General features: G+C 72.9%; 20 protein-coding genes and 1 tRNA gene. 3 read left to right on the forward strand and 18 right to left on the reverse strand.

The annotated features are described in order from the left end of the window. Positions 1–263: 263 nt before the first annotated feature. Together ABTX81_RS07700 and ABTX81_RS07705 are read left to right on the forward strand one after the other, a co-directional pair. The gene (locus ABTX81_RS07700; protein WP_502892728.1) at positions 264–1,502 is read left to right on the forward strand and encodes a DUF2786 domain-containing protein; all 1,239 of its coding nucleotides are present in this window, start codon (positions 264–266) and stop codon (positions 1,500–1,502) included. Between the two features lie 106 nt (positions 1,503–1,608). Further along, the gene (locus tag ABTX81_RS07705) at positions 1,609–2,715 is read left to right on the forward strand and encodes an ADP-ribosylglycohydrolase family protein (protein ID WP_350542318.1); all 1,107 of its coding nucleotides are present in this window, start codon (positions 1,609–1,611) and stop codon (positions 2,713–2,715) included. Positions 2,716–2,749: 34 nt separating this feature from the next. Here ABTX81_RS07705 and ABTX81_RS07710 read toward each other — a convergent pair whose 3' ends face one another. Continuing rightward, complete coding sequence (locus ABTX81_RS07710; protein WP_350542319.1) at positions 2,750–4,063, reverse strand: serpin family protein; 1,314 nt, start codon at positions 4,061–4,063, stop codon at positions 2,750–2,752. Positions 4,064–4,214: 151 nt separating this feature from the next. Here ABTX81_RS07710 and ABTX81_RS07715 point away from each other — a divergent pair, with 151 nt between their 5' ends. Beyond that, a complete protein-coding gene (locus tag ABTX81_RS07715; RefSeq protein ID WP_350542320.1) occupies positions 4,215–4,859 on the forward strand; it encodes a hypothetical protein in 645 nt (214 codons plus the stop codon). Positions 4,860–4,874: 15 nt separating this feature from the next. Here ABTX81_RS07715 and ABTX81_RS07720 read toward each other — a convergent pair whose 3' ends face one another. From ABTX81_RS07720 to ABTX81_RS07800, 17 genes are all read right to left on the reverse strand, one after another. After that, on the reverse strand, positions 4,875–5,879 hold the full coding sequence (locus tag ABTX81_RS07720) for an ADP-ribosylglycohydrolase family protein (RefSeq protein WP_350542321.1): 1,005 nt from the start codon (positions 5,877–5,879) through the stop codon (positions 4,875–4,877). Positions 5,880–5,898: 19 nt separating this feature from the next. Beyond that, positions 5,899–7,113: a cytochrome P450 gene (locus ABTX81_RS07725; RefSeq protein WP_350542322.1), complete on the reverse strand. Its 1,215-nt coding sequence runs from the start codon at positions 7,111–7,113 to the stop codon at positions 5,899–5,901. A gap of 110 nt (positions 7,114–7,223) precedes the next feature. Further along, entirely contained in the window at positions 7,224–8,213 is a 990-nt protein-coding gene (locus ABTX81_RS07730; RefSeq protein ID WP_350542323.1) for a hypothetical protein, read from the reverse strand. Continuing rightward, on the reverse strand, positions 8,210–9,490 hold the full coding sequence (locus tag ABTX81_RS07735; protein ID WP_350542324.1) for a protein phosphatase 2C domain-containing protein: 1,281 nt from the start codon (positions 9,488–9,490) through the stop codon (positions 8,210–8,212). The genes ABTX81_RS07730 and ABTX81_RS07735 overlap by 4 nt, the downstream gene beginning before the upstream one ends. A gap of 14 nt (positions 9,491–9,504) precedes the next feature. Next, positions 9,505–10,164: a vWA domain-containing protein gene (locus tag ABTX81_RS07740; protein ID WP_350542325.1), complete on the reverse strand. Its 660-nt coding sequence runs from the start codon at positions 10,162–10,164 to the stop codon at positions 9,505–9,507. A 34-nt stretch (positions 10,165–10,198) separates the two neighbouring features. After that, the gene (locus tag ABTX81_RS07745; RefSeq protein ID WP_350542326.1) at positions 10,199–10,717 is read right to left on the reverse strand and encodes a hypothetical protein; all 519 of its coding nucleotides are present in this window, start codon (positions 10,715–10,717) and stop codon (positions 10,199–10,201) included. Continuing rightward, a complete protein-coding gene (locus ABTX81_RS07750) occupies positions 10,714–12,123 on the reverse strand; it encodes a methyl-accepting chemotaxis protein (RefSeq protein ID WP_350542327.1) in 1,410 nt (469 codons plus the stop codon). Before ABTX81_RS07750 ends, ABTX81_RS07745 begins: the two co-directional genes overlap by 4 nt. Before the next feature lie 221 nt (positions 12,124–12,344). Next, a complete protein-coding gene (locus tag ABTX81_RS07755; protein WP_350542328.1) occupies positions 12,345–13,085 on the reverse strand; it encodes an SIR2 family NAD-dependent protein deacylase in 741 nt (246 codons plus the stop codon). Between the two features lie 62 nt (positions 13,086–13,147). Continuing rightward, a complete protein-coding gene (locus ABTX81_RS07760; RefSeq protein WP_350542329.1) occupies positions 13,148–13,735 on the reverse strand; it encodes a hypothetical protein in 588 nt (195 codons plus the stop codon). Positions 13,736–13,856: 121 nt separating this feature from the next. Then, a complete protein-coding gene (locus tag ABTX81_RS07765) occupies positions 13,857–14,537 on the reverse strand; it encodes a response regulator (protein WP_350542330.1) in 681 nt (226 codons plus the stop codon). Continuing rightward, on the reverse strand, positions 14,534–15,712 hold the full coding sequence (locus ABTX81_RS07770) for a sensor histidine kinase (protein WP_350542331.1): 1,179 nt from the start codon (positions 15,710–15,712) through the stop codon (positions 14,534–14,536). Before ABTX81_RS07770 ends, ABTX81_RS07765 begins: the two co-directional genes overlap by 4 nt. A 284-nt stretch (positions 15,713–15,996) precedes the next feature. After that, positions 15,997–16,070 (reverse strand) — tRNA-Met (locus ABTX81_RS07775). Positions 16,071–16,194: 124 nt separating this feature from the next. After that, positions 16,195–20,088 (reverse strand): DNA-directed RNA polymerase subunit beta', encoded by a 3,894-nt coding sequence (locus ABTX81_RS07780; RefSeq protein WP_350542332.1) that lies wholly within the window; start codon positions 20,086–20,088, stop codon positions 16,195–16,197. A 101-nt stretch (positions 20,089–20,189) separates the two neighbouring features. Further along, the gene (gene rpoB / locus ABTX81_RS07785; protein ID WP_350542333.1) at positions 20,190–23,666 is read right to left on the reverse strand and encodes a DNA-directed RNA polymerase subunit beta; all 3,477 of its coding nucleotides are present in this window, start codon (positions 23,664–23,666) and stop codon (positions 20,190–20,192) included. A gap of 695 nt (positions 23,667–24,361) precedes the next feature. Further along, positions 24,362–24,745 (reverse strand): 50S ribosomal protein L7/L12, encoded by a 384-nt coding sequence (gene rplL / locus ABTX81_RS07790; protein ID WP_350542334.1) that lies wholly within the window; start codon positions 24,743–24,745, stop codon positions 24,362–24,364. 90 nt (positions 24,746–24,835) lie between these two features. Next, complete coding sequence (gene rplJ / locus ABTX81_RS07795; RefSeq protein ID WP_350542335.1) at positions 24,836–25,399, reverse strand: 50S ribosomal protein L10; 564 nt, start codon at positions 25,397–25,399, stop codon at positions 24,836–24,838. Between the two features lie 354 nt (positions 25,400–25,753). Beyond that, complete coding sequence (locus ABTX81_RS07800) at positions 25,754–26,623, reverse strand: SCO4651 family lipoprotein (protein ID WP_350542336.1); 870 nt, start codon at positions 26,621–26,623, stop codon at positions 25,754–25,756. Between the last annotated feature and the right edge of the window lie 84 nt (positions 26,624–26,707).

Consider the following 26,707-nt stretch of genomic DNA (forward strand, 5'->3'; position numbering starts at 1 on the left):
ACGGCGAGGCGCAGCCGAAACCGCCCGGGCGAAGCCCACGGCGAGGCGCAGCCGAAACCGCCCGGGCGAAGCCCACGGCGAGGCGCAGCCGAAACCGCCCGGGCGAAGCCCACGGCGAGGCGCAGCCGAAACCGCCGGGGCCGGGGGTTTGGGTGGGTCCGGCATCATGGGTGGGAGGTAGTGGGACCCCGGAGGTAGGCGGCGTGGGCAGGCGGAAGCAGCAGGGCGGTGGTGGCGGCGGGGAGGCCGGGGCGCTGCTGGAGATGGCGGTGCGGGGGGTGGTGACGGCTCCGGAGGAGGGGCTGGACCTCGCGTTGGACACCGGGGCCTCCCTTCTGGCGGCCTCCCCCGGGCAGTGGCCGGCGGTGAGCCGGGCGGTGCTGGGGTACGCGGACACGGCGGTCGGCCGGTGCTGGTCGGCCGGGTGGCGGCCGGCGGATCTGGTGCGGGTGGTGCGGCGGGAGCTCAAGCCCGTGCACCTGGCGCTCGCCGTGGACCTGATCGCCGCCGAGGGCCGCCGCTACCCGGCGGCCGCGACGGACCGGCGCTGGCAGGAGCAGCTGCGCGAGCTGGAGGCCGAGATCTGGTGGCCCTCCGACGAGGCGTACCTGCCCGCGTTCGCCCAGCGGCACCGCCTCGACCGCTTCGCGCTGGCCACCGCGCTGCTGGAGCTGCTGCGCGGCTGGGGCCGGCTGCCCCCGATCGCCCCGGTGGGCCCTGCTCCGGGACAGGCCGCGCACCGGGAACGCGCCCGCGGCCCGGTGACCGGCGAGCCGCGGATGCTGTCGCGGATCCGCGCGCTGCTGGCGAAGGCGGAGTCCACCGACTTCCCCGAGGAGGCCGAGGCGCTGACCGCCAAGGCCCAGCAGCTCATGGCCCAGCACAGCATCGACGAGGCCCTGCTCGCCGTCGACGGCGCCGACCCGCACGCGCCGGGCGCGCTGCGGATCGGCGTGGACAACCCGTACGAGGGCCCGAAGACGATGCTGCTGGACGCGGTGGCGGCCGCCAACCGCTGCCGGGTCGTCTGGGCGAAGGAGTTCGGCTTCTGCACCGTGATCGGCTTCGACGCCGACCTGGACGGCGTCGAGCTGCTCTACACCTCGCTCCTGGTCCAGGCGACGCACGCGATGCAGCAGGCCGGCGCCCGCCAGCACCTGGACGGCGCCTCCCGCACCAAGGCGTTCCGGCAGTCCTTCCTGGTGGCCTACGCCGCGCGGATCCGCGAGCGGCTGACCGAGGCGACCGAGCGGACGACCAGCGACGCCGCGGCCGGCCGGCACCTGCGCGAGGACGGCACGGCGGAGCAGCTGGTCCCGGACGAGCGGCTACTCCCGGCCCTGAAGGCGCGCACCGAGGCGGTGGACCAGGAGGTGGGCCGGATGTTCCCCAAGCTGGTGTCGCAGCGCGTGCGGGTGAGCGACGGCGAGGGCTGGGCGGCGGGCCGCGCCGCGGCGGACCGGGCCTCCCTGCGCCAACGCTCCGGTGAGATCCGCCGCTGACGTCCTCCACCAGGATCTGAAGCCCGGATCCGAAGCCCGGTTCCGAAGCCGCGGTCCGGCCGCCTGATAGAACAGATCGCGGGGAACCGACGAGGGGCGGACGGCAGTGACGAGTACGGAGACGGGCTACCGGGACCGGGTGCGCGGCGCGCTGCTCGGCGGCGCGATCGGCGACGCCCTGGGCTGGCCGGTGGAGTTCCAGCAACTGCAGCAGATCCGTGAGCGCTTCGGCCCGGACGGCGTGACGGGCCTGCCGGGCGGCGGCCTGGTCGCCGAGGTCACCGACGACACCCAGATGACGCTGTTCACCGCAGAGGGCCTGATCCGGGGCTTCGTCCGCGGCTGGTCGGGCGGCGGCGGCTCGGTGCCGCAGGCGGTGCACGGCGCGTACCGGCGGTGGCTGCTCACCCAGCAGCAGGGCGCGCCGGACCGGGAGCCGCTGCCCAGCCCGTACGACGGCTGGCTGCTGCGCGAGCCGTTCCTGTACGCGCGGCGGGCGCCGGGCAACGCGTGCCTGAGCGGGGTGCAGTACCACCCGGTGTTCGAGCCGCCGGTGGCACTGGGGCAGCCGGGACCGATCAACGCGCACTCCAAGGGCTGCGGCACGGTGATGCGCTCGGCGCCGTTCGGGCTGGGCCGGCTGGGCGTGGAGCAGTCCTTCGGGCTGGCCGCCCAGTGCGCGCAGCTGACCCACGGGCATCCGACCGGCTATCTGGCGGCGGGCGCGTTCGCGGCGCTGGTGGAGCGGCTGGCGGCCGGAACCGAGCCCTGGGCGGCGGTCGGCGAGACGGTGGAGCAGACCCGGCAGTGGCCGGCCTCGAAGGAGACGGTGCAGGCGCTGGCCCGGGCGGTGCGGGTGGCCCAGGAGTCGGAGCCGTCGGCGGAGGCGGTGGAGCGGGTCGGGCTCGGCTGGATCGCCGAGGAGTGCCTGGCGATCGCGGTGTACTGCCTGCTCGCGGCGGCCGACGGGCCGGAGCCGGCCCGTGCGGCGCTGCTGCTGTCGGTGAACCACTCCGGGGACAGCGACTCGACCGGCGCGGTCTGCGGCAACCTGGTCGGCGCGGCGTACGGCGCGGGCGCGCTGCCGGCCGACTGGACGGAGGCGGTGGAGGGCCGGGAGGCGCTGCTGCGGACGGCGGACGACCTGCTGGTGCTGTTCGGCAGCCGCGAGCCGGGCCACCCGGCGCTCGGGGACCGCTACCCGGCCGGGTAGCGGTCCCCGGCCGTGGCGGTCCGGGGCCCCCGGCTTAGCTGGCCGCCGGGTCGGTGACCTGCCCGAGGAAGAGCGGCCGCCCGGTGGCGGTGTCCCGGATCAGGAAGAGGAACGGCCGGTCGATGTGCAGCTGGACGGGGCTCGCGGGCGCCGGCGCGGCCATCGCCTCCACGCCGACGCCGCTGCCGGCCGCGGCGACCGTGCCCTGCTCGTCGACCTGCACGGTGGCCTTCTGCACCACCGTGCCGATGGTGAGCGCCTCGCCGGCGCCCGGCCCGGGGATGCCGGAGAGGTCGGCGGCCGGGCCGAAGGCGGCCTGGACGCCGAGGGCCCGCAGGGTGGGCATGAGCTCGTTCGCCGTGTCGAAGTGGAACTTCGGCAGCGTGAGGTCGACGGTCCGCTGGGCGAGCGAGCCGAGGATCCGGTCCAGTTCCGCCTGGTCCAGGCCCTTGCGGAAGGCCGCGAAGCCGCCCTGCGCGGGAACCACCAGATCCATCGCCAAGGTGCTTCCGGCGTAGGGGAGTTCGACGGCCTGCCAGGGTTCGCCGAGGATGCCGCCGGAGCCCTCGGCGTACCGCAGACCGGTGGTCTGGGCCATGGTGGGGACGGCGGCCTCGGTGCCGTCGAGCCGGTGGAACGGCCGGCCGGTGGTCTTCCCGGCCTTGAACGGCTCCGCCCAGTCGGCCTTGAGGTAGAGCGCGTCGGTGAGCGCGAGCCGGGTGTTCGGGTTGATCTGCCCCTCGGCGAAGAGGTTCTTGATCCGGCCCTCGGTGGCCTTCTCGACGACGCCGTTGACGGCCTTGCGGGCGCCCTCCGGGTCCTTGCGGAAGTCGGCGGTGTGCACGCGGGTGTCGAAGGCGGCGGCCAGCACGCCGAGGTAGTGCGAGTCGAGCGGGTAGTCGCGCTGGGCCCAGAGGTCGTCGGACTGCCGCAGGACCGGCCCGCCCTTGGCAGTGGCCGTCGCGGGGCGGTTCAGGGCGCCGGTGGCGAGCGCGTACTGCTCGGGGGTGAGCTCGGTGTGCAGCGCCTTGGCGAGTTCGTCGGCGGTGGCGCCGCGGGCGCCGGGCAGCACCATGGCGAGGACGGTGGCCAGGCCGGACGGCGAGAGCACCAGGTTGCGGCCGGCCGCGGCGGGGTCGGCGGTGAGGGTGTGCAGCAGGTCGAGGCCGAAGGCGCCGGTGCCCGCGGCGGTGGCGGCGACCTGCGCGGGGTCGGCGGGCGGCAGGGCCGCGGGATCGACCCGGACCACGGTCGCGGTGCCACCGGAGGAGCCGCAGGCGGTGAGCAGGGCGGCGCAGCAGAGCAGGAGCGCCGCCGGGCGGCGGGTGCGGACGGACGTCGCGGACATGGCCGGCCTCGCCTCTCGGTCGCGGCGCGGGCCGGTGCCCGCGCCTCGGTGCCGGTTCGACGCGGCGCGGCCGCGACCGGTTCCCGGGCCGCCGGCCGGCTGTGCCATGATCGTTCGCCGCAGGACGGCCATGGGACGACCGGGAGGATCGATGAGCAGGCTCAGCTGCCCGCAGTGCGGTGGGCTCGACCAGGTGCAGAGCGTGCCGAGCGTCTACGAGTCGCAGACCAGCACCTACACGGGGCGCAGCACCGGCTACTCCTCCGGTGTCGCCTACGCCCGCGGGGTCGGGATCGTCCCGACCTTCGGCAGCACCACGACGTACGTCTCCGGCTCCTCCAGCAGCCTGCTGGCCGACCAGCTGGCCCCGCCGCCCGCGCCCCGGCTCGCCGCGCCCCGCAACGGCTGCGCGATCGCCGCGATGTTCGGACTGGTCGCCGGCGCCGGCTTCCTGGCACTGATCGTCTCGTTCTCCACCAGCGGCCAGGAGAACAGCGGCCGCGACGCGCTGATCCTGCTCGCCGTGCTGGCGACGCCGTTCCTGCTGACGGCGGCGGGCCTGCTGATCGGGCGCGGCCGCTTCCGCCGCCGCGCCCGGCGGGACTTCGAGGCCTACGCGGCGGTGCACCCGTCGCTGGTCACCGCCTGGCAGGCCGGCTACCTGTGCCACCGCTGCCACACGGCCTTCCTCCCGGACGGCGCGCTGGGCCTGGGGCTCGGCACCACCGCCGTGGTGCCGGTCCCCCGCTTCCCGGACCTGGTCGCCTTCGTCGCCGGGCGCCTGCGCGGCGAGTAGCGGCACGCCGGGCGGTCAGTCCCAGAACGCGCCGAACTCCAGCAGCTCGTCCCGGTGCTCGATCCGCTCCACCCAGTCGGCCGGCCAGGCGCCGGCGCCCAGGTGGGCACCGGCGAAGGCGCCGGCCAGGCAGGCGATCGAGTCGGAGTCCCCGGAGGAGTACGCGGCCCGGCGGACGGCGGCCACCGGGTCGTCCGGCAGCAGCAGGAAGCAGAGCAGCCCGGTGGCGAGCGCCTCCTCGGCGATCCAGCCCTCGCCGGTGGCCAGGCAGGGGTCGGCCTCGACGTCCGGCGCCGCGAGCGCGGCGTCCAGCCGGTCGAGCACCGCCAGGCACTCGTCCCAGCCGCGGGTGGCGAACGCCTCGGCCGTACGGTCCTGGGCGTGGTCGGCGAGGTCGCCGAGCCAGAGTGCGTCGTAGCGGCCCCGGTGGGCGAGCGCGTACGCCCGCAGCACGGCGGTCAGGCCGGCCGGCGGCAGTCCCTCGGCGAGCTTGCGGACGGCGTACGCGGTCAGCTCGCCGGCGGCCAGCGCGGTCGGGTGGCCGTGGGTGAGCCCGGACTGGAGCTGGGCGGCCCCGGCCAGCTGGTCGATCGTCAGCTCGCGGACCAGGCCGAGCGGGGCGACCCGCATATTGGCGCCGCAGCCCTTGGAGCCGACGTCGCTCGCCAGCTGCCAGCGGACGCCGGGCGAGGCGAGCCGGTCACAGGAGCGCAGGCAGGTCATGCCGGGCGCGCGGTTGTTCTGCGGCGAGCGCGACCAGGCGACGAACTCGGCGCGCAGCGGCGGCTCCAGGCTCTGCGGGGTGAGCGGGCCGTGGGCCGACGCGGTGCGCAGGGCGCGGGCCAGGGCGAGCGTCATCTGGGTGTCGTCGGTGACCAACGCGTCGGCCGGCAGCGGAAGTCGCCGCCAGTCCGGCCACTGCCACGCGATCAGCTCGACCTCCGAGAACTCGGTGACCTTGCCCAGCGCGTCCCCGATCGCCAGTCCCAGCAGCGCCCCGGTCGCCCTGCCGCCGCCCATGGCCCGCTCCCCTCGTCCGCTACACCTCGACCACCAATTCCTCCAGCCCCCGGATCACATAGCCCGGCTGCCACGCGGGCTCGCGGACCAGCCGCAGGCCCGGGGCGCGCCGCAGCAGGGTGCCGTACGACTCGGTGAGCTCCAGTCTGGCGAGCGGAGCGCCGAGACAGAAGTGGATTCCGGCGCCGAAGGTGATGTGCGGGTTGTCCGTGCGGCCGAGGTCCAGGCGGTCGGGGTCGGCGAAGCGCTCCGGGTCACGGTTGGCGGAGCCGAAGAGCAGGGCGACCTCGGAGCCGCGCGGGATGCTGACGCCGCGCACCTCGATGTCCTCCAGCACCCAGCGCTCGAACAGCTGCAGCGGGGTGTCCCAGCGCATCAGCTCCTCGATGGCGGTGGGCAGCAGCCCGTCCACGTCGGCGCGCAGCCGGGCCAGCTCCTCCGGGTGGCGGAACAGCGCCCACCAGCCGTTGCCGGTGGTGTTGACGGTGGCCTCGTGGCCGGCGTTGAGCAGCAGCACGCAGGTGGAGATCATCTCCTGCTCGCTGAGCGCGTCCGAGCCCTCCTGGGCCTGGATGAGCGCGCTGATGAGGTCCTCGCCGGGGGCGGCCCGGCGCTCGCGGATGAGGGCGCGCAGGTAGTCGGAGAACTCGGTGCTCGCGGTGACGGCCCGGCGGGCGGCCTCCTCGCTCGGGTTGAGCTCGAACATCCCGGTGATGTCGGCGGACCACGGGCGCAGCAGGTGCCGGTCGGACTCCGGGACGCCGAGCATCTCGGCGATCACCGCGACCGGCAGCGGCTCGGCGACGGCGGCGATCAGGTCGCCGCCGCCGTCCGCGAGCAGTCCGTCGACGAGTTCCCCGGCGAGCCGGCGGACGGTGGGACGCAGGCCCTCGACCATGCGCGGGGTGAAGGCCTTGGAGACCAGGCGGCGGATCCGGGTGTGGTCCGGGGCCTCCAGGTCGAGCAGGCCGTTGTCGTTGAGGGTGTGGAACGGCTCGTGCGCCGGGTCGGGTTCGGGGCGGCCGAACTCCTGGTGGCTGAACCGGTGGGTGTAGGTGCGGCCGAGCCGGCGGTCCCGGAGCAGCGCGCTGACGTCCTCGAAGCGCGAGACCAGCCACTGGTCGGTGGGTTCGAAGTACGTCACGGGGGCCTGCTCGCGCAGGGCGGCGTACGCGTCGTAGGGGTGGGCCACGAACGCCGCCGACCAGGGGTCGAACTTCGCCGTCGTCGTCATCGGTCGATCACTCCAGGCCATGAGGGGGGAGCCGGAAGGATCATCGTACGCATGCGCTCCGTCCGGCCCCCGGCCCCCGACCTCGTCGGCCTGCCCGCCGCCCCGCCCCGTCAGCTGGGCCGCTGCAAGCGGATGCTGCCCCGGGCCGCCCGCCCGTCGAACAGCCGCTCGTCCACCGGCCGGGCCGGACGCGGCGGCGGCGGGGCGACGCCCGGCGCGAGCGGGATGCTGCCCCGCCCTCCGAGCGCCAGCAGCCAGGCGGTCAGGTCCGGCCGGCTCCCGTACGGTCCGGCGGCCTGCTCCCAGACCCGCCGGACCATCACCAGCTGCCGGTCCGTCAGCACCCCCGGCAGCGGGTGCAGCTCCGTGCCCGGCGCCGCGTACGGGTCCTGCGCCAGCGTCCGGCCGACCAGCAGCGCCGCCTTGTAGCGGTCGCTGTCCACCGAGGCCGCGCTGCCGTGCGGAGAGCGCGGATCCGCCCAGTTGGGCGTGTCCGCCTGCTCCAGCACCGGGGCGGCGCCGACCCGGCGGATGCCGTCGCAGTCCAGCAGGTGCACGGCCGGCTCGGGCCGCACCGTCCAGAGCACATTGGCGTGCGAGAGGTCGCCGATCACCAGCCCCCAGCGGTGCAACCGGTCGATCAGCCCGACCAGCTCCAGCACCAGGGCCAGGCGCTGCTCCCCGTCCGGGCGGAGGATGCCCTGGGTGGCGGGCTTCTCCGGGTAGAGCAGGTACTGCGCCTCGGTGAGCTTGCGCGCGCCGGCGGCCGTCTGCCAGGTCATCGTCGGCGGGGCCTCCCGCATCAGGAAGCCGACGCAGCGCGGACCGTCCACCACCCGGCAGAGCGGCCAGGCGGCCTGGGCGTCCAGCCGGTCCCGGTCGGCCTGCGGCAGCGCGAGCCGCAGGCCGACCAGCTCGACCAGGGCCCGGCCGTTGACCCGCCCGGCGTCCAGGTAGCGCTTGAACAGCAGGCCGGGGTAGCCGTCCAGCCGCTGAACCAGGCCCTGGCCGCCCCGGCCGGCCTCGCCGCCGACCGGCAGCAGCGCCAGATCCGCGTCCCCGCCGTCGGCCAGCGCGGTGGCGATGTCCGGGGCGGTCACGGCGCGGCCTCCCAGAGGCAGACGACCGAGCGGTCGTCGTCGTAGCTGCGCACCCGCACCTGGGCCTGCCAGAGGAACTCCGCGAGGCCGGGCACCTCGCGGCCCCAGCGCCCGCCGAGCCACTCCCGCAGCTCGGACTCCTTGAGCAGCGGCAGCGCGAGCCCGTCGGTGCAGAGCACCAGCAGGTCGCCGGGGCGGGTGTCGGTGATCAGCCGGGCCCGGGCGTGCTCGTACGCCTCCGGGAGGCAGTCGGTCCGGGTGCTGATCAGCGCGCCGCCCTCGTCGTCCTCGGCCGCTTCGAGGTTCTGCCAGCCGCCCTCGCGCAGGCGCAGCAGGCCGCCGTCGCCGACCGAGACGAAGCCCCGGAACGGGACCGCCGGGTCGGCCGGCACCAGCAGGGCCCGCAGGGTGGTCGAGTAGGACTTCGGCGGGAGGCCCGCCCGCTCGGCCTCCCGGGCGAGTTCGCCGGCCGCCGCCGCGATCAGCCGGCTCATCAGGCTGGCGAAGTCGAGCTCGGCGCCGGAGCGCAGGAAGGCCAGCAGGGTCTCCGCCTTCTGGGCGACCTGCCTGGTCAGCAGCCGGACGATGCCGTGGGAGCCGTGGTGGGAGTGCGACTGGGAGCCGACGCCGTCGGCCACCGCGACCAGCAGCAGCTCGCCGGTGCGGACGACCAGGGCGGTGTCCTGGCGGCACTCGGCCGCGTAGCGGTGCCCGTCGCCGCGGACCGAGGCGGCGCGGACGGTGACCGGGCCGAACCGTCCGCCGTCCACCACGGTGTCGGGCAGCAGGGCGCCGAAGAGGTCGCCGCCGGAGGGGGCGGGGATGTCGGTCGGCTCGGCGGGGTAGGTCGGAGGCTTGCGGCCGACGTGGGTCAGCGGGCCGGTCTCCCGGAACGAGGACGGCCGGACGGCCGGCCCGGCCTCGTGGACCGGGGCCGGAGTCGGAGCCGGAGCCGGAGCCGGAGCGGTGACGGCCTCGGCGACCGGCGGGACGACGGCCGGCCCGTCGGCGCCCCACGGCTCACGGACCGCCGACGGCCCCGGGCCGATCGGGCGCGGCAGGAACCCCTCCGGGACCACCGGCCCGGAGACCACGGGCCGCGCCGCCTCGGCCGGCGCCTCGACCGGTGCCTCCGCCGGGACCGCGGCCGGTCCCCAGCCGTGCTCGTACACGGAGGCCGCGAGGTCGATCGGGTCGCCCTTGCGGGTCGGCGCGTGCTCCGGCCCGGGCTCCGGCGCCCGGCCGCCGCCCGGCACCTGGTTGTCGTACGCGTTCATCCGGCGGCCCGGCCTCAGAGCTTGTCGAGCGAGACGGAGGTGAACCCGGGCACGTGGTCGTCGACCTGCAGGCTCATCCCCTGGCCGGCCTCGGTCGCCCCGCTCACCGAGCGGACGATCGAGCGGGTCAGGCTGGCCGCGAACTCCCGCAGCGCGACCGCCGGGTTCGCCGTGCCCTCGTCCTGCATGAACGCCTTGAACGTGGCGACCCGCGCGATCACGCTCCGGTCGGCGCCGGTCATGCCGAAGGCGATGATGTGCGGCCGGAACGCGGCGGCCAGCAGGTCCTGGTAGGCCTGCTCCCAGTCGTCGTCCGTCGGCATGCCGTCGGAGAGGAAGAACACCACCGGGCGGTAGACGTCGTGGCCGTCGGCCTTCAGCGCCTGGACGTCCCGCTCGATCGCCCGGCGCAGCAGGGCGAAGGCGTTGCCGAAGGAGGTGAGGCCGGAGGCCTCCAGGGCGGGCAGCTCGTCGAGGTCGCTCAGGTCGACCAGCGGCTGGAGCTCATGGGCGTCGGTGGAGAAGCCGATCAGCCCGAACCGGGTCTTGTCGGCGATGGTCGGGTTGGTGCTGATCTCCTGGTGGAGGTCGAACAGGGCCTTGTTGAGGGTGTCGATGTCGGTGCTCATCGACCCCGACTCGTCGCACACGGCGTAGAACGGGAGGATCTGCACTGCACTTCTCCTTCGATTGGCAGAGCGTTGGCGGTCAGCCGGTGTAGAAGTAGATCTCCACCGAGGCGTGCCGAGGGTTGTCCGCGAGCGAGATGAAGTCCCGGGTGGTGGTGCCCCGGAACATCTCCGGACGGGCCTGCGCCAGCAGGCCGTTGACGGCGTGGGCGTAGGCCTGGCCGGTACCCGGGTCGCGGTTGCTGCCGAACGTGAGGACGACGGCGGCCTGCCGTCCGGCGTACCGCTCGGTGGCCGCGCGGATCTGGGCGGCCAGGCCGGCGGTGTCCGAGGCGTCCCCGCTGACGTCGACGGTGACCGGGTCGTGCTCGACACCGCGCGGTCCGGCCGGGGTGGGCGTCGCGGTGGGCGTGGCACTGGGGGTGGCGGTGGCGCTCGGGGTGGCGGTGGGCGCGGCGGCGGCCCGCTCGGCGGCCACCGGGTCGCCCTGGTCGCCCATCGCGACCAGGGCGAGCACCAGCAGCATGTCGGCGAACAGCCAGCCGGCCAGGTGCACGCCCCGGGCCCGCGGGCGCGCCGTCCGGAACCGGCCCCTCATCGGCCCTGCCCGTGCACCGGCACCTCGTCCAGCTCCAGCAGCGTCCGGTCGTCGGCCTCGACGGAGGAGGCACCCGATGCGGCCGAGCCGGCCGAGGCGGAGGCACCGGTCGCCCGGGACCGGGCGGCGCCCGCGTCGGGCCCGGGTCCGGAGGCCGTCTTCACCATGACGATGCCGCCGTCGCCGCGCTGCCCGCCCGGCGCGGGCGCCTCCGCACGCGCCGCCGCCGCAGTGGCCGCCGAGGCCGCCGCCGCGACCCGGTCGGCCAGCACCGCGACCTCCCGGGCCAGCCCGTCGAGCCGCTCCAGCAGCTGCCCGTTGACGTCGGCCACGGTCTCCGCGCCGGTGGTGAACCCGCGCTGGGCGACCGCGAGATCGCGCACCGCCTCCTCCACCCGTTCGCCCGCGCCGGCGAGTTCGGCGCCCACCCGGTCGGTGGCCCGGCGGACCAGCTCGGCCGCGTCGGCGACCTGCTTGCCGCCCCGGTGGACCAGGTCGTCGGTGGCCGCCGCGCCGTCCCGGACCGTCTCGGCGAGCCGGTCCCCGCTGTCCCGCACCGCCCGGCCGACCCCGTCGACGGCCTTGCCGATCCCGTCGACCGCCTTCTCGACGCCGTCGACGGCCCGGCGCAGCGGGTCGACCGCCTCGCCCGCCTCCGCGAGGCGCTGCTCGGCCCCGGCGACCGAGCGCTCGACGGCGGACGCCGCCTCGCTCAACTCCCGCTGGGTGTCGGCCGCCTGGCGGCCGAGCCGCTCCAGGGTCTCGGCCGCGCCGGTCAGCTCGGCCACGAAGCGCTGCGGCGTGGAACGGCGGCGCTCGTTCAGCACCAGCTGGGCACGGGTGAGCACCGGCGCCAGCTCCGCCAGCAGGTCCTCCGCCCCGGCCTCGGCCGCCGCCTCGCGGCGCTCGGTGCCGGCCCTGCGCACGCCGTGCGCGACGGAGAGCGCCAGCAGCAGCGCGATGAACAGGGTGGCGGACAGCGCGACGTCGCCGAAGGTGGCCCAGCCGGGCAGCCGCCCCTCGAAGCCGGTCTGCCAGAGCTGCAGGAACGGGCGCGCGGCCTGGCCGGCGTCCGCGCCGATCAGGCCCCGGTAGGCGCTGGTGGCCTGCATCAGGCCGGCCCAGGTGACCAGCAGCGGCACGAACACCAGGGCTCCCAGGGCGACTTCGACCCAGCCCCAGAACCGCGGCTCGGGGCCCGGCCGCACCGCGGCCCGCACGCTCTCCGGCCGGACGAAGCTGTGCACCAGGTCGAGTTCGGCCCACCGGTCGAGATCGCCGGTACCGGAGAGGGCCAACCCAAGCTCCTTGAGCTCTTCCTGACGGTGCGCCAGGCCGGGCCGGTCCGCCAGCGCCCGCAGTTCGCCCCCGATCGCGTGCCGGTCCAGCAGTCGGCCTGAGGTCATGAGGGCTCCTTCGTACGCGCCGCCGCGGAGCAGGGGACGCCCGTGGCCGGTACCGCGCGCAGACGCGGCCGCCCGTGCGGCCTCCCCCGGTGGCCGGAAACCGACCGCGCCGCTCCGCGCGGCAGCGTAGCGCAGAACGAGCTACCGGGAGCGGCGAGTTCGGAACCTTGCTATCGACTCGTCACCGAACTCCCCGCCCCCGGGGCACCGCTTCGCGACGCTCAGGCGTACCGGGCGACCAGCCGCTTCACCAGGGCCGGCAGGGCGGTGGAGATCGGCTCCCGGATCACCTCCTCGGCGGCCTCGTCGAACGGCGTCGGCTCACCGTTCACGATGATCAGCCGGGCGCCGGTCTTCACCGCGTTGTACGGCAGCGCGGCCACCGGGAAGACCTGCAGACTGGTGCCGACGGCGATGAACAGCTCGCAGGCCTTGCTGATCGCGTCCGCCTGCTGCAGCACGTCCGGGTCCAGGTTCTCGCCGAACATCACCGTGCGCGGCCGCAGGATCCCGCCGCAGGCCCGGCACTCCGGGTCCGGCTCGCCCGCCGCGACCCGCTCCAGGGCCTCCTCCATCGGGCCCACCACCCGGCACTCCACGCACTGCACCTCCCGTGCGGTGCCGTGGAGTTCGAGCACCTTGCGGGGGGTCTGCCCGGCCCGCTGGTGCAGCCCGTCGACGTTCTGGGTGAGCACCCGCACCGGCAGCCCGGAACGCTCCAGCCCCACCAGCGCCCGGTGCCCGGCGTTCGGCTCGGCGCCGAGCGCCCCCGTCCCGGCCCGCATCCGCCAGGCCTGCCGGCGGACCTCGGGGTCGGTGAGGTAGGGCTCGATGGTGACCAGCCGCTGCGCGTCCGGGTCGCGCTGCCAGAGCCCGTTGGGGCCGCGGTAGTCGGGGATGCCGGAGTCGGTGGAGATCCCGGCGCCGGTGAGCACGGCGATCAGCGGGCGCTTCGCGTTCATGCCCCGGACGGTACGGCTCTCGCCGCCCGCCCGCCACCGATAATCCGACCCGGGAACGCGGCTCAGGCGACCGCCGGACGGGCCGCGCCGCCGAAGCCCGCCAGCGGGGCCAGCGCCACCAGGTAGCAGCCGGCGGCGACCGGGACGAACGCCAGGTCCACCGCGGTCAGCACGGTCCCGGCGAACATCAGCGCCGGGCTCCACCAGCGCAGCACCCGCCCGGCGCCCACCGACGCGGCCACCAGCAGCGCCAGCAGGCCGACGTAAAACAGCATCGGTCCCGCCGAGTAGAACACCGGCAGCACGCCCGGCCGGCTCTGGACCACGTCGAACAGCCGGTGCTGGTCGGCCTTGTCCACCGCCACCGCACCGACGTACAGGTCGATCCCGATCTGCCCCAGCGAGGCGGCCAGTCCGGCGAACGCCACCCCCGCCGCCGCCCGGGCCCACATCCCGCGCCCCCGCCCCAGCGCGGCCAGCACGGGACCGAACAGCAGCAGCCCCAGCAGCATCAGGGCGTGACCGATCAGCCAGCCGGGGCCCGGCTCGCGCGAGCCGTCCAGCAGCCGGATGCCGCCGTACAGCGCCATCAGCACGGGGGCGGCGACGACGGCGAACGAGGTGACGCTGCTGCGCCGCGAGGTGTCCATGGGTGCGCTCCTGACGAAGGGTCCGGTGGTTCCGACACCCCGGATCCTGTCCGCCGCGCCCCTCGTCGCGGATCGCCCGCACCGGCGAATCCGCCCGCTCCCCCGCACGGGGGAGACCCGGTCAGGGCTCCCCCGCCACCACCGCGCCGGCCTCGTACGCGAACACCACCGCGTGCACCCGGTCCCGCAGCCCCAGCTTGGCCAGCACATTGCTGACATGGGTCTTCACGGTGTGCTCGCTGACCACCAGCGCGGCGGCGATCTCCGCGTTGGACAGTCCGCGCGCCAACAGCACCAGCGTCTCCCGCTCGCGCGCGGTCAGCTGCTCCAGCAGCCGCGCCGGCGCCCGCGCCGGCCGCCCGGCGGAGCCCGGCCGGCGGGCGGCGAACTCACCGATCAGCCGGCGGGTCACCGAGGGTGCCAGCAGCGCCTCCCCGGAAGCCACCATCCGCACCCCGTGCGCCAGGTCGTCGCGGCGGACGTCCTTGAGCAGGAACCCGCTGGCCCCGGCGTACAGCGCGTCGAAGACGTAGTCGTCGATGTCGAAGGTGGTCAGCATGATCACCCTGGTGCCGGGGTACTCGGCGCAGACCCGGCGGGCCGCCTCCAGCCCGTCCATCACCGGCATCCGGACGTCCAGCAGCAGCACATCGGGGCCGTGCACCCGGACGGCCTCGACCGCCTCGGCGCCGTCCGCCGCCTCGGCGACCACCTCGATGTCCGGCTGCGCGTCCAGGATCATCCCGAACCCGGCCCGCACCAGCTCCTGGTCGTCCGCGACGACCACCCTGATCGGCGTCATCCCGCAGCCCTCCGCACCGTCGTGCCCAGCGGAAGCCGGGCGCTCACCAGGAATCCCCGCCCGCGCGGCCCGGGCCCCGCCTCGGCCCGGCCTCCGCAGGCCGCCGCCCGCTCCCGGATGCCGACCAGGCCGCGGCCGCCGGAGAGGCCGTCCGCCGGCCGGTCCGGCCGCAGCCCGCGGCCGTCGTCGGAGACCAGCACCGCCAGCTCCTCCCTCTCCCGGACCACCCGGACCGAGACCCGGGAGGCCCCCGCGTGCTTGACCGTGTTGGTCAGCGCCTCCTGCACGATCCGGTAGCCGGCCGCCTCGACGTCCGCGGGCACCGGCCCGGTCCGCCCGTCGACCTCCAGCTCGACCCGCACCCCCGCCCGGCGCACCCGCTCGGCCAGCGCGGGCAGCTCGGCCAGCCGGGGCTGCGGCGCCAGCTCGGGCGCGCTGCCCTCCTCCTTCAGCACCCCCAGTACGCGCCGCAGCTGGACCATCGCGTCCCGTCCGGTGTCGGCGATGGTGTCGAAGGCCTTCACCGCCCGGTCCGGGTCGCCGCGCACCACCAGCGGCCCCGCCTCGGCCTGGATCACCATCAGCGAGACGGCGTGCGCCAGGATGTCGTGCATCTCCCGGGCGATCCGGGCCCGTTCCTCCGCGACCGCCCGGGCCGCGTCACTGGCCGCCCGCCGGCCGGCCTCCCGGGCGCGCTCCGCCTCCACCGCCGCCAGCCGGCGCAGCTCCCGCACCAGGCAGCCGAAGACGAACGCGCCCACCGAGGTGATCAGCGAGAACAGCGCGCCGTCCGGCGAGTGGGTGCCCACCACGTTGGCGGTCACCGTCACCGCCAGCACGCCCCAGCGCTGCCACTCCCCGGCCCGGTCCGCCACCGTGTACAGGCAGATCACCGCGGACAGCGGCAGCTGCGGCATCGCCGAGTGGGCGAGCACCGACAGCACCCCCGACACCCCGCCGCTGACCACCATCACGGTCACCGGCGCGCGCCGCCTCCAGGGCAGCGGCAGGGCCGTCCCCAGCGCCAGCAGATAGACCCACCAGGCCCGGGCGACCTCGTCGTGGTGCACCGACCAGAGCGAGACCGCCGCCGAACCGGCCGCCAGCAGGCCGTCCAGCACGTCCGGGTCGACCCCGGTCACCCGCGCCCGCCACCGTTCCACCCGTCCGGCCATCACCGCTCCCCCGTACCCGGGGACCCCGCCCCCGTGGAGAAGATCATGCCCGACCGGCAGCCCGGTGGGCAGGCCCCCGCCGTCGGCGCCCTCGCCCGCCGGTGCCCGCACCCCCATCCACACCCCTCCGCCCGTCCGCGCCGCCGCTGCGACGCCCCGAGCCTGTCCCGCCCGCACCGCCCCCGCCTCCCCCGCCGGAGGGATCTCCCGCCCTCCCCCGCGCGACGGAGCCGGGGAACGCCGAAGGGCCCGGAGGCTTGAAGCCTCCGGGCCCTTCGATGCAGTAGCGGGGACAGGATTTGAACCTGCGACCTCTGGGTTATGAGCCCAGCGAGCTACCGAGCTGCTCCACCCCGCGTCGGTGAACACGACTCTACGCGAACTCTGCCGAGATCCCTAATCGGTTCTCGCCCGGCCCCGGAAACGCCGCAGGGCGGCCACCCCGGGAGGGGGTGGCCGCCCTGCGGACGGGAACCTTCGACTCAGCCGGTGTACGGGCCGTAGTCGTAGTCGTCCAGCGGGACCGCCTGGCCGGAGCCGGCGCCGAAGGGCGACAGGTCGTAGTCGTCGTAGCCGACGGCCGAGTACATGGCGGCCTTGGCCTCCTCGGTCGGCTCGACCCGGATGTTGCGGTAGCGGGGCAGACCCGTACCGGCCGGGATGAGCTTACCGAGGATGACGTTCTCCTTGAGGCCCAGCAGCGGGTCCGACTTGGCGTGGATCGCCGCGTCGGTGAGGACCCGGGTCGTCTCCTGGAAGGAGGCGGCCGACAGCCAGGACTCGGTGGCCAGCGAGGCCTTGGTGATACCCATCAGCTGCGGACGGCCGGAGGCGGGGTGACCGCCCTCGGAGACCACGCGACGGTTCTCCTGCTCGAAGCGGCCGCGCTCGACGAGCTCGCCCGGGAGCAGCTCGGCGTCGCCCGACTCGATGATCGTCACGCGGCGGAGCATCTGCCGGATGATGATCTCGATGTGCTTGTCGTGGATCGACACACCCTGCGAGTTGTAGACCTTCTGGACCTCGGCGACCAGGTGGACCTGGACGGCACGCTGGCCCATGATGCGCAGGACGTCGTGCGGGTTGGTGGCACCCATGGTCAGCTTCTGGCCGACCTCGACCGCCTCGCCCTCGCTCACCAGGAGCTTGACACGCTTCGAGACCGGGTAGGCGATCTCGTCGGTGCCGTCGTCCGGGGTGACGACGATCTTGCGGGTCTTCTCGGTGTCCTCGATGCGGACCCGGCCCTGGGCCTCCGAGATCGGGGCCACACCCTTGGGGGTACGGGCCTCGAAGAGCTCGACGACACGCGGCAGACCCTGGGTGATGTCGTCACCGGCCACACCACCGGTGTGGAAGGTACGCATGGTCAGCTGGGTACCGGGCTCACCGATGGACTGGGCGGCGATGATGCCGACCGCCTCACCGATGTCGACCAGCTTGCCGGTGGCCAGCGAGCGCCCGTAGCACATGGCGCAGGTGCCGACGGCCGACTCACAGGTCAGGATCGAGCGGGTCTTGACCTCGGCGATGCCGTGGCGGATCAGCTCGTCGATCAGCACGTCACCGAGGTCGGTGTTGGCCGTGGCCAGCAGCTTGCCGTCGACGGTGATGTCCTCGGCGAGCATGCGGGCGTAGACGCTGGTCTCGACGTCGTCCGTCTTGCGCAGGACGCCGTCCGCGCCGACGGTGCCGATGGCCAGCTTCAGGCCGCGCTCGGTGCCGCAGTCCTCCTCGCGAATGATGACGTCCTGGGAGACGTCGACCAGACGACGGGTGAGGTAACCGGAGTCGGCGGTACGCAGAGCGGTGTCCGCCAGACCCTTACGGGCACCGTGGGTGGAGATGAAGTACTCCAGAACGGTGAGGCCCTCACGGAACGACGCCTTGATGGGTCGCGGGATGGTCTCGTTCTTGGCGTTGGACACCAGGCCGCGCATACCGGCGATCTGGCGCATCTGCATCATGTTTCCACGGGCGCCCGAGTCGACCATCATGAAGATCGGGTTGGTCTTCGGGAAGTTCGCGGCCATGGCGTCCGCGACCTCGTTGGTCGCCTGGGTCCAGATGCCGACGAGCTCCTGCTTGCGCTCGTCGTTGGTGATCAGACCGCGCTCGTACTGCTTCTGGACCTTCTCCGCCTTCGCCTCGTAGCCCTCCAGGATCTGGGGCTTGCTCGGCGGGACGATGACGTCCGAGATGGAGACGGTGACACCCGAACGGGTCGACCAGTGGAAGCCGGCCGCCTTCAGGTTGTCCAGGGTCGCCGCGACGGTGACCTTGGGGTAGCGCTCGGCCAGGTCGTTGACGATCGCGGAGAGCTGCTTCTTGCCCACCTCGTAGTCGACGAACGGGTAGTCCTCGGGCAGCAGCTCGTTGAAGAGCGCGCGGCCCAGGGTGGTCTTCAGGCGGAAGGACTCGCCCTCGAACCAGGACGACTGGCCGTCCTCGTCCAGCGGCGGGGTCCAGCCGCGGGGCGGGACGGTGCCGATGGGCAGGCGCAGCTCGATCGGGGCCTGGACGTCCAGCTCGCGGGCGTCGAAGGCCATGATCGCCTCGGCGGTCGACGAGAAGGTGCGGCCGGCGCCCTTCACGTTGTCGCGGTCCGAGGTCAGGAAGAACAGACCGAGCACCATGTCCTGGGTCGGCATGGTGACGGGGCGACCGTCGGCCGGCTTCAGGATGTTGTTCGAGGACAGCATCAGGATGCGGGCCTCGGCCTGCGCCTCCGCGGAGAGCGGCAGGTGGACGGCCATCTGGTCACCGTCGAAGTCCGCGTTGAACGCGGTGCAGACGAGCGGGTGGATCTGGATGGCCTTGCCCTCGACCAGCTGCGGCTCGAAGGCCTGGATGCCGAGGCGGTGCAGGGTGGGCGCACGGTTCAGCAGGACCGGGTGCTCGGCGATGACCTCTTCGAGGACGTCCCACACGACCGGACGGGCGCGCTCGACCATGCGCTTGGCCGACTTGATGTTCTGCGCGTGGTTCAGGTCGACCAGGCGCTTCATCACGAACGGCTTGAAGAGCTCCAGCGCCATGGCCTTGGGCAGACCGCACTGGTGCAGCTTGAGCTGCGGGCCGACGACGATGACCGAACGGGCCGAGTAGTCGACTCGCTTGCCGAGCAGGTTCTGGCGGAAACGACCCTGCTTGCCCTTCAGCATGTCGCTGAGGGACTTCAGCGGGCGGTTGCCCGGGCCGGTGACCGGACGGCCGCGGCGGCCGTTGTCGAACAGCGCGTCGACGGCCTCCTGGAGCATGCGCTTCTCGTTGTTCACGATGATCTCGGGCGCGCCGAGGTCGAGAAGCCGCTTCAGGCGGTTGTTGCGGTTGATGACACGGCGGTACAGGTCGTTCAGGTCGGAGGTCGCGAAGCGGCCACCGTCCAGCTGCACCATCGGACGCAGGTCCGGCGGGATGACCGGGACGCAGTCCAGCACCATGCCGTTGGGCTTGTTGGTGGTCTGCAGGAACGCGGAGACGACCTTGAGGCGCTTCAGCGCACGGGTCTTCTTCTGGCCCTTGCCGGTGCGGATGATCTCGCGCAGGCGCTCGGACTCCTCCGCCAGGTCGAAGGTCTCGAGGCGGTCCTTGAGGGCCGCCGCGCCCATCGAGCCGGAGAAGTAGGTGCCGAAGCGGTCGCGCAGCTCGCGGTAGAGCAGCTCGTCGCCCTCGAGGTCCTGGACCTTGAGGTTCTTGAAGCGGGCCCACACCTCGTCGAGGCGGTCGAGCTCGCGCTGCGCGCGGTCGCGCAGCTGCTTCATCTCGCGCTCGGCGCCCTCGCGCACCTTGCGGCGCACGTCGGCCTTGGCGCCCTCGGCCTCCAGCTCGGCCAGGTCGGTCTCGGCCTTCTTGGCGCGGGCCTCGAGGTCGGAGTCGCGGCGGTTCTCGATCTGCTGGCGCTCGACCGAGACGTGCGCCTCCAGGGACGGCAGGTCGCGCTGGCGGCGCTCGTCGTCGACCCAGGTGATCATGTAGGCGGCGAAGTAGATGACCTTCTCGAGGTCCTTCGGCGCCAGGTCGAGCAGGTAGCCGAGGCGGGACGGCACACCCTTGAAGTACCAGATGTGGGTGACCGGGGCGGCCAGCTCGATGTGGCCCATCCGCTCACGGCGCACCTTGGCGCGGGTCACCTCGACGCCGCAGCGCTCGCAGATGATGCCCTTGAAGCGGACGCGCTTGTACTTACCGCAGTAGCACTCCCAGTCCCGGGTGGGGCCGAAGATCTTCTCGCAGAAGAGGCCGTCCTTTTCGGGCTTCAGGGTGCGGTAGTTGATGGTCTCCGGCTTCTTGACCTCGCCGTGCGACCACTGGCGGATGTCGTCGGCGGTGGCCAGGCCGATGCGGAGCTCGTCGAAGAAGTTGACGTCAAGCACTGGTCGTCAAGCCCTCTTTCGTAAGTCGAGAGTCGTTCATGTGGTCTGAGGGGGGCCTGGGGGCGGGCCGGCTGCTCAGCGAGCAGCCGGCCCCACCTCCGTCAGACCTCTTCGACGCTGCTCGGCTCGCGCCGGGACAGGTCGATGCCGAGCTCCTCGGCGGCGCGGAACACGTCCTCGTCGGAGTCCCGCATCTCGATGGACTGGCCGTCCGAGGACAGCACCTCCACGTTGAGGCAGAGCGACTGCATTTCCTTGATGAGGACCTTGAAGGACTCGGGAATGCCGGGCTCGGGGATGTTCTCGCCCTTGACGATGGCCTCGTAGACCTTCACGCGGCCGAGAACGTCGTCGGACTTGATGGTGAGCAGCTCCTGCAGCGCGTAGGCCGCGCCGTACGCCTCAAGGGCCCACACCTCCATCTCACCGAAGCGCTGACCACCGAACTGCGCCTTACCACCGAGCGGCTGCTGGGTGATCATCGAGTACGGGCCGGTCGAGCGGGCGTGCAGCTTGTCGTCGACCAGGTGGTGCAGCTTGAGGATGTACATGTAGCCGACCGAGACCGGCATCGGGAACGGCTCGCCGGAGCGGCCGTCGAACAGCCGGGCCTTGCCGGTGGAGTTCACCAGGCGCGCACCGTCACGGGTGAGCGTGGTGTTGTCCAGCAGGCCGGTGATCTCGTCCTCGCGGGCGCCGTCGAAGACCGGGGTGGCCAGGTTGGTGCCGCCCTCGACCGTGTCGGCGCCGATCGCCTGCAGGCGCTGGGCCCACTCGTCGGCGAGGCCGGAGACGTCCCAGCCCTGCTTGGCGAGCCACCCGAGGTGGATCTCCAGGACCTGTCCCGGGTTCATTCGGGACGGGACACCCAGCGGGTTGAGGATGATGTCGACCGGGGTGCCGTCCTCCAGGAACGGCATGTCCTCGACCGGCAGGATCTTGGAGATGACGCCCTTGTTGCCGTGGCGGCCGGCGAGCTTGTCACCGTTGGTGATCTTGCGCTTCTGGGCCACGTAGACGCGGACCAGCTGGTTCACGCCCGGGGGCAGCTCGTCGCCCTCTTCGCGGTCGAAGACGCGCACGCCGATGACCTTGCCGGACTCACCGTGCGGCACCTTCAGCGAGGTGTCGCGGACCTCACGGGCCTTCTCGCCGAAGATCGCGCGGAGCAGGCGCTCCTCCGGGGTCAGCTCGGTCTCGCCCTTCGGGGTGACCTTGCCGACCAGGATGTCGCCGGTGACGACGTCGGCGCCGATGCGGATGATGCCGCGCTCGTCGAGGTCGGCGAGGACCTCCTCGGAGACGTTCGGGATGTCCCGGGTGATCTCCTCGGGGCCGAGCTTGGTGTCACGGGCGTCGACCTCGTGCTCCTCGATGTGGATCGAGGAGAGGACGTCGTCCTGCACGAGGCGCTGCGACAGGATGATCGCGTCCTCGTAGTTGTGACCCTCCCACGACATGAACGCCACGAGCAGGTTCTTGCCGAGGGCCATCTCGCCCTCGTCGGTGCACGGGCCGTCGGCCAGCACCTGGCCGGACTCGACCCGGGCGCCCTCGTCCACGAGCACCTTCTGGTTGAAGGCGGTGCCCTGGTTCGAGCGGGTGAACTTGGCGGCGCGGTACGTGGTGTACGTGCCGTCGTCGTTGGCCACGGTGACGTAGTCGGCCGAGACCTCCTGGACGACACCCGGCTTCTCGGCGGTGATGACGTCCGCGGCGTCGACGGCGCAGCGGTACTCCATGCCGGTGCCGACCAGCGGGGCCTCGCTCTTCAGCAGCGGCACCGCCTGGCGCATCATGTTCGAGCCCATGAGCGCGCGGTTGGCGTCGTCGTGCTCGAGGAACGGGATCATGGCGGTCGCGACCGACACCATCTGGCGCGGCGAGACGTCCATGTAGTCGATCTCGGTGCCCGGGATGTAGTCGATCTCGCCACCACGGCGGCGGACCAGGACGCGGGGCTCGGCGAAGTGCAGGTCCGCGGTCAGCGGGGCGTTCGCCTGGGCGATGACGTAGCGGTCCTCCTCGTCGGCGGTCAGGTAGTCGACCTGCTCGGTGACCACGCCGTCGACGACCTTGCGGTACGGGGTCTCGATGAAGCCGAAGGCGTTGACCCGGCCGTACGAGGCCAGCGACCCGATCAGACCGATGTTCGGGCCTTCCGGGGTCTCGATCGGACACATGCGGCCGTAGTGCGAGGGGTGCACGTCACGGACCTCGAAGCCGGCGCGCTCACGGGAGAGACCGCCGGGGCCGAGGGCGGACAGACGGCGCTTGTGGGTCAGGCCCGACAGCGGGTTCGTCTGGTCCATGAACTGCGACAGCTGGCTGGTGCCGAAGAACTCCTTGATGGAGGCGACGACCGGCCGGATGTTGATCAGGGTCTGCGGCGTGATCGCCTCGACGTCCTGGGTGGTCATGCGCTCGCGCACGACGCGCTCCATACGGGCGAGACCCGTACGGACCTGGTTCTGGATGAGCTCGCCCACGTTGCGCAGGCGGCGGTTGCCGAAGTGGTCGATGTCGTCGACCTCGACCACGATGTCGCGGCCGGTCTCGTCACGCCAGTCGACCTCGCCGGCGTGCAGCTTGACCAGGTACTTGATCGCGTTGATGATGTCGGGCTCGGTGAGCACACCGGAGTCCAGCGACTCGGCGTTGCCGAGCTTGCGGTTCACCTTGTAGCGGCCGACCTTGGCGAGGTCGTAGCGCTTCGGGTTGAAGTACAGGTTCTCCAGCAGCGTCTGCGCGGCCTCGCGCGTCGGCGGCTCGCCCGGGCGCAGCTTGCGGTAGATGTCCAGCAGCGCGTCGTCCTGGCCCTGGGTGTGGTCCTTCTCCAGGGTGGCGCGCATCGACTCGTACTCGCCGAACTCCTCGAGAATCATCTCGTTGGTCCAGCCGAGCGCCTTGAGCAGCACGGTGACCGACTGCTTGCGCTTGCGGTCGATGCGGACGCCGACCATGTCGCGCTTGTCGATCTCCATCTCCAGCCAGGCACCACGCGAGGGGATGACCTTGCAGGAGTAGATCTCCTTGTCGGAGACCTTGTCCAGGGTGGAGTCGAAGTACACACCCGGGGAGCGGACGAGCTGCGACACGACGACACGCTCGGTGCCGTTGATCACGAACGTGCCCTTGTGGGTCATGAGCGGGAAGTCGCCCATGAAGACCGTCTGAGACTTGATCTCACCGGTCTCGTTGTTGGTGAACTCGGCCGTGACGAAGAGCGGGGCGGCGAACGTGAAGTCGCGGTCCTTGCACTCGTCAATGGAGTTCTTCGGCGGCTCGAAACGGTGGTCGCGGAAGGTCAGCGACATCGACCCACTGAAGTCCTCGATCGGCGAGATCTCCTCGAAGATCTCCTCCAGACCGGACTTGGTGGGGACGTCCAGACCGTTCTCCAGCGCCTCCTCGACCCGGGTCTTCCAGGCCGCGTTGCCGAGCAGCCAGTCAAAGCTCTCGGTCTGCAGGGCCAGGAGGTTCGGGACCTCGAGGGGCTCCTTGATCTTCGCGAAGGAGACGCGGAGCGGGGCGGTGGATGCGGCGGAATTGTTCGAGGCGTTGCGCGGCGCGGCCAAGAGGGGGGTCCTTCCGAGGGCTCGGAGCTCACTACGCGCGTACCAGCCGGGCCTTCACGGGCTTGGTCCCGCCTCCCTCGCCACTGGCCTCTGCCGAGGTCGAAACCCCAGGTCAGAGCCGCTTTGCGGAGGTGGTGCCAGACCCCTTCGGGGCAACGCAAACTCCGGGCGACGAGTCACGGAGCAGCTAACAGGCAGCGCAAAGGGACAGTGTAGCCAAAGGCGACACTGCTGTCCAGCTCTGATTCGGAGACCGAATCGGAGACTCCTCCCGGTAGCCGTCGGGCGCGGACGCCCGCCGGGTACTGCACCGGCCCGGACTCGCCGGGCCCACGACTCACGTGGAGTCACTTCCCTCCGGAGCCGCCGGTTATGCATCCGGCGGTGGACCAACCGGGCCGACTCGCGCCTTGAGAATCGCGCGCCGTGCCGGGTTCGTCAAGGGCCCGCCTCCGGTGCGGGCCTCGACCCGTTCATCGCGCCGGACCGCCCCGGCGTTACAGAAGCCGTGGTCGGGGCCTCAGCCGATGACGATCACCATACCCGCCCCCACCGACAGTGCCGAGTGGGCGTTCGGCCACACCGGTCAGCGCGGGCGCGGGGAGGCCGTCGGGGCCGGCGGACGCAAAAGGCCGGGCCGACCACCCGCAAGGGTGATCGGCCCGGCCCGCAGCCCCCTCAGAGGGGGCGGAGAGTCACTTGACGGTGACCTTGGCGCCGGCGGCCTCGAGGGCGGCCTTGGCCTTCTCGGCAACGTCCTTGGCAACCTTCTCCAGGACCTTGGCACCGGCGGTGTCAACGAGGTCCTTGGCCTCCTTCAGGCCGAGGGAGGTCAGGGTGCGCACCTCCTTGATGACCTGGATCTTCTTGTCGCCCGCGCCATCGAGGATGACGTCGAACTCGTCCTGCTCCTCGACGGCCTCGGCGGCGGCGGCCGGGCCACCGGCGGCGGCAACGGCGACCGGAGCGGCGGCGGTGACGTCGAACTTCTCCTCGAAGGCCTTCACGAACGCGGCCAGCTCGATGAGGGTGAGCTCCTCGAACTGCGCGAGCAGCTCGTCCTGGGACAGCTTCGCCATGATTGGCGTCCTTCCACTAAATCGGCAGGTGGTGCCGGATGTACGGGTTGGCGGGCGTACGGGCCCGCAGCGAGGCAGGGCCTCGGCCGATCACTCGGCCGCGGTCTCCTCGGCGGCGGGAGCCGGCGTACCGGCACCGCCCTGCTCGACCTTGTCGCGCAGCGCGTCCACAGTGCGGACGAGCTTCGACGGCAGGGCCTGGAAGAGCGCGGCAGCCTGGGACTGCTTGGCCTTCAGGGCACCCGCCAGCTTGGCGAGCAGCACCTCGCGGGACTCGAGGTCCGCGAGCTTCTTGATGTCGTCGGCAGACAGCGCCTTGCCATCAAGGACACCGCCCTTGATGACGAGAGCGGGGTTCTCCTTGGCGAAGTCACGCAGAGCCTTCGCCGACTCCACCGGATCACCGGTGACGAAGGCGACAGCCGTCGGACCGGCGAACAGGTCGTCGAGCTCCGTGATCCCGACCTCATTGGCCGCGATCTTGGTCAGCGTGTTCTTCACCACGGCGTACTGGGCGTTGTCACCCAGGGAGCGACGCAGGGTCTTGACCTGCTTCACCGTGAGACCGCGGTACTCGGTCAGCACGGCCGCGTTCGAGCCACGGAAAAGCTCCGTGATCTCGGCGACGGCAGCAGCCTTGTCGGGCCTAGCCATAGGCTTACGCCTCCTTCCGTGATGTCGAAGTCCGGCCGACCGCGAGAGTCGACCATTCGCGCCTCGGACCACCGGACGGAGGAAAGCCCCTGCGGAAAAGCAGATGAGCCCCGGTGCGCAGGCGCACGGGGCTCGGCGTGAACTCGACGGATCCACGTGCGGGGCACGCGACCCGGAGGTCAAAGCTCCAAACAGTCCTGCGCGGGCTGTCTGCGCGTGAAGCGCAGATCCTTCGGTCGCGCACTCCCTTGCGGGCGCACGGCGACAACCAGCGGTCTTTGGCTTCGGCAACAGTAACCGGACGCCGCCGTCCGGGGCAAATCACCTCCGCGGACCGGCTCGGCGGACCGGGGCTCAGCGGGCCAGCGGGGACACGCTGCGGGTGCCGGTGTCCACGGTGTCCGCCTCGGCCGGGGCCTGCGCCGAGAGCGGGCCGCCGGGCTCGGAGTAGAGCACCGAGTCGTCCAGCCGGCCGCTGTCCCCCGTCCCGGTCCGCTCCATCCGGACCAGCTGGTCCTTGTCGTTCAGCCAGAGGTCCAGGGTGAGCGAGGCGGAGCCGCCGGGCGCCAGCGCGGTCCGCAGGCCGTCCCGGCGGGCGGGGCTGAGCTGGGTCTGCGCCGCCGCGTAGCGGGCCGCGTCGGTGACCACCCGGTAGTGCTCCAGGGTCTCGTCCTGGATCTTCTCCTCGCCGATGTACTGGGCGGTGATCCCGTCGGCGGTCGCGGCGGCCAGCGCCACCACCGGGTTGAGCAGGTCGATCAGCCCGGCGTACGGGATCTCCCGGTGCCCGTCCGGACCCTGCGGCCCGGCGAACCGCTCCCAGTGCTTGCCGCCCAGCCGGGCCGCGGTGGCCGCGTCACCGCCCTCGTAGGCCACGGTGTCCACCACGATCAGCTGCTCGGGGACGCCCAGGTTGGCACGTTTGACGTGGAGGGCCGTCTTCGGCTGCCAGAACAGCGGCCCGGAGCCGGCGTCCGCGCCCAGCCGGTAGCTCACCTTGGCCCGGCGGGCGGTCTGCATCGCCAGCTGGGAGGAGAGCAGCACGCCGTGCGGGGAGCGGTCGGTCGGCTTGGCCGGCCAGGTCGGCGAGGCGCTGCTGGGCGTCGGTGTCGGGGAGCCTGGCGTGCTCGGCGGGGAGGACGGCTCCGGGCCGGCGGCCGAGCTGCACCCGGCCGCGAGCACCGCGACGGCGACCACCGCCGCCAGCCGCTGCCGCACCGCCATCCAACGCCTCCCCGATATGCCACTGATGTCACTGATTCCGCCGGACGTCCGTACGGGTCGGGACGTCCGCTCCTGCCCACCTTG

Source organism: Kitasatospora sp. NPDC097605, assembly GCF_040302725.1.
Taxonomy (GTDB): domain Bacteria; phylum Actinomycetota; class Actinomycetes; order Streptomycetales; family Streptomycetaceae; genus Kitasatospora.

Coding starts and splice junctions, on each gene's coding strand:
- ABTX81_RS07760 (WP_350542329.1), bottom strand. CDS start 13,735: ATGGACACCTCGCGGCGCAGCAGCGTCACCTCGTTCGCCGTCGTCGCC.
- ABTX81_RS07725 (WP_350542322.1), bottom strand. CDS start 7,113: ATGACGACGACGGCGAAGTTCGACCCCTGGTCGGCGGCGTTCGTGGCC.
- ABTX81_RS07750 (WP_350542327.1), bottom strand. CDS start 12,123: ATGACCTCAGGCCGACTGCTGGACCGGCACGCGATCGGGGGCGAACTG.
- ABTX81_RS07755 (WP_350542328.1), bottom strand. CDS start 13,085: ATGAACGCGAAGCGCCCGCTGATCGCCGTGCTCACCGGCGCCGGGATC.
- ABTX81_RS07720 (WP_350542321.1), bottom strand. CDS start 5,879: ATGGGCGGCGGCAGGGCGACCGGGGCGCTGCTGGGACTGGCGATCGGG.
- rplL (WP_350542334.1), bottom strand. CDS start 24,745: ATGGCGAAGCTGTCCCAGGACGAGCTGCTCGCGCAGTTCGAGGAGCTC.
- ABTX81_RS07710 (WP_350542319.1), bottom strand. CDS start 4,063: ATGTCCGCGACGTCCGTCCGCACCCGCCGCCCGGCGGCGCTCCTGCTC.
- rplJ (WP_350542335.1), bottom strand. CDS start 25,399: ATGGCTAGGCCCGACAAGGCTGCTGCCGTCGCCGAGATCACGGAGCTT.
- ABTX81_RS07800 (WP_350542336.1), bottom strand. CDS start 26,623: ATGGCGGTGCGGCAGCGGCTGGCGGCGGTGGTCGCCGTCGCGGTGCTC.
- ABTX81_RS07735 (WP_350542324.1), bottom strand. CDS start 9,490: ATGAACGCGTACGACAACCAGGTGCCGGGCGGCGGCCGGGCGCCGGAG.
- ABTX81_RS07770 (WP_350542331.1), bottom strand. CDS start 15,712: ATGGCCGGACGGGTGGAACGGTGGCGGGCGCGGGTGACCGGGGTCGAC.
- ABTX81_RS07715 (WP_350542320.1), top strand. CDS start 4,215: ATGAGCAGGCTCAGCTGCCCGCAGTGCGGTGGGCTCGACCAGGTGCAG.
- ABTX81_RS07700 (WP_502892728.1), top strand. CDS start 264: ATGGCGGTGCGGGGGGTGGTGACGGCTCCGGAGGAGGGGCTGGACCTC.
- ABTX81_RS07745 (WP_350542326.1), bottom strand. CDS start 10,717: ATGAGGGGCCGGTTCCGGACGGCGCGCCCGCGGGCCCGGGGCGTGCAC.
- ABTX81_RS07765 (WP_350542330.1), bottom strand. CDS start 14,537: ATGACGCCGATCAGGGTGGTCGTCGCGGACGACCAGGAGCTGGTGCGG.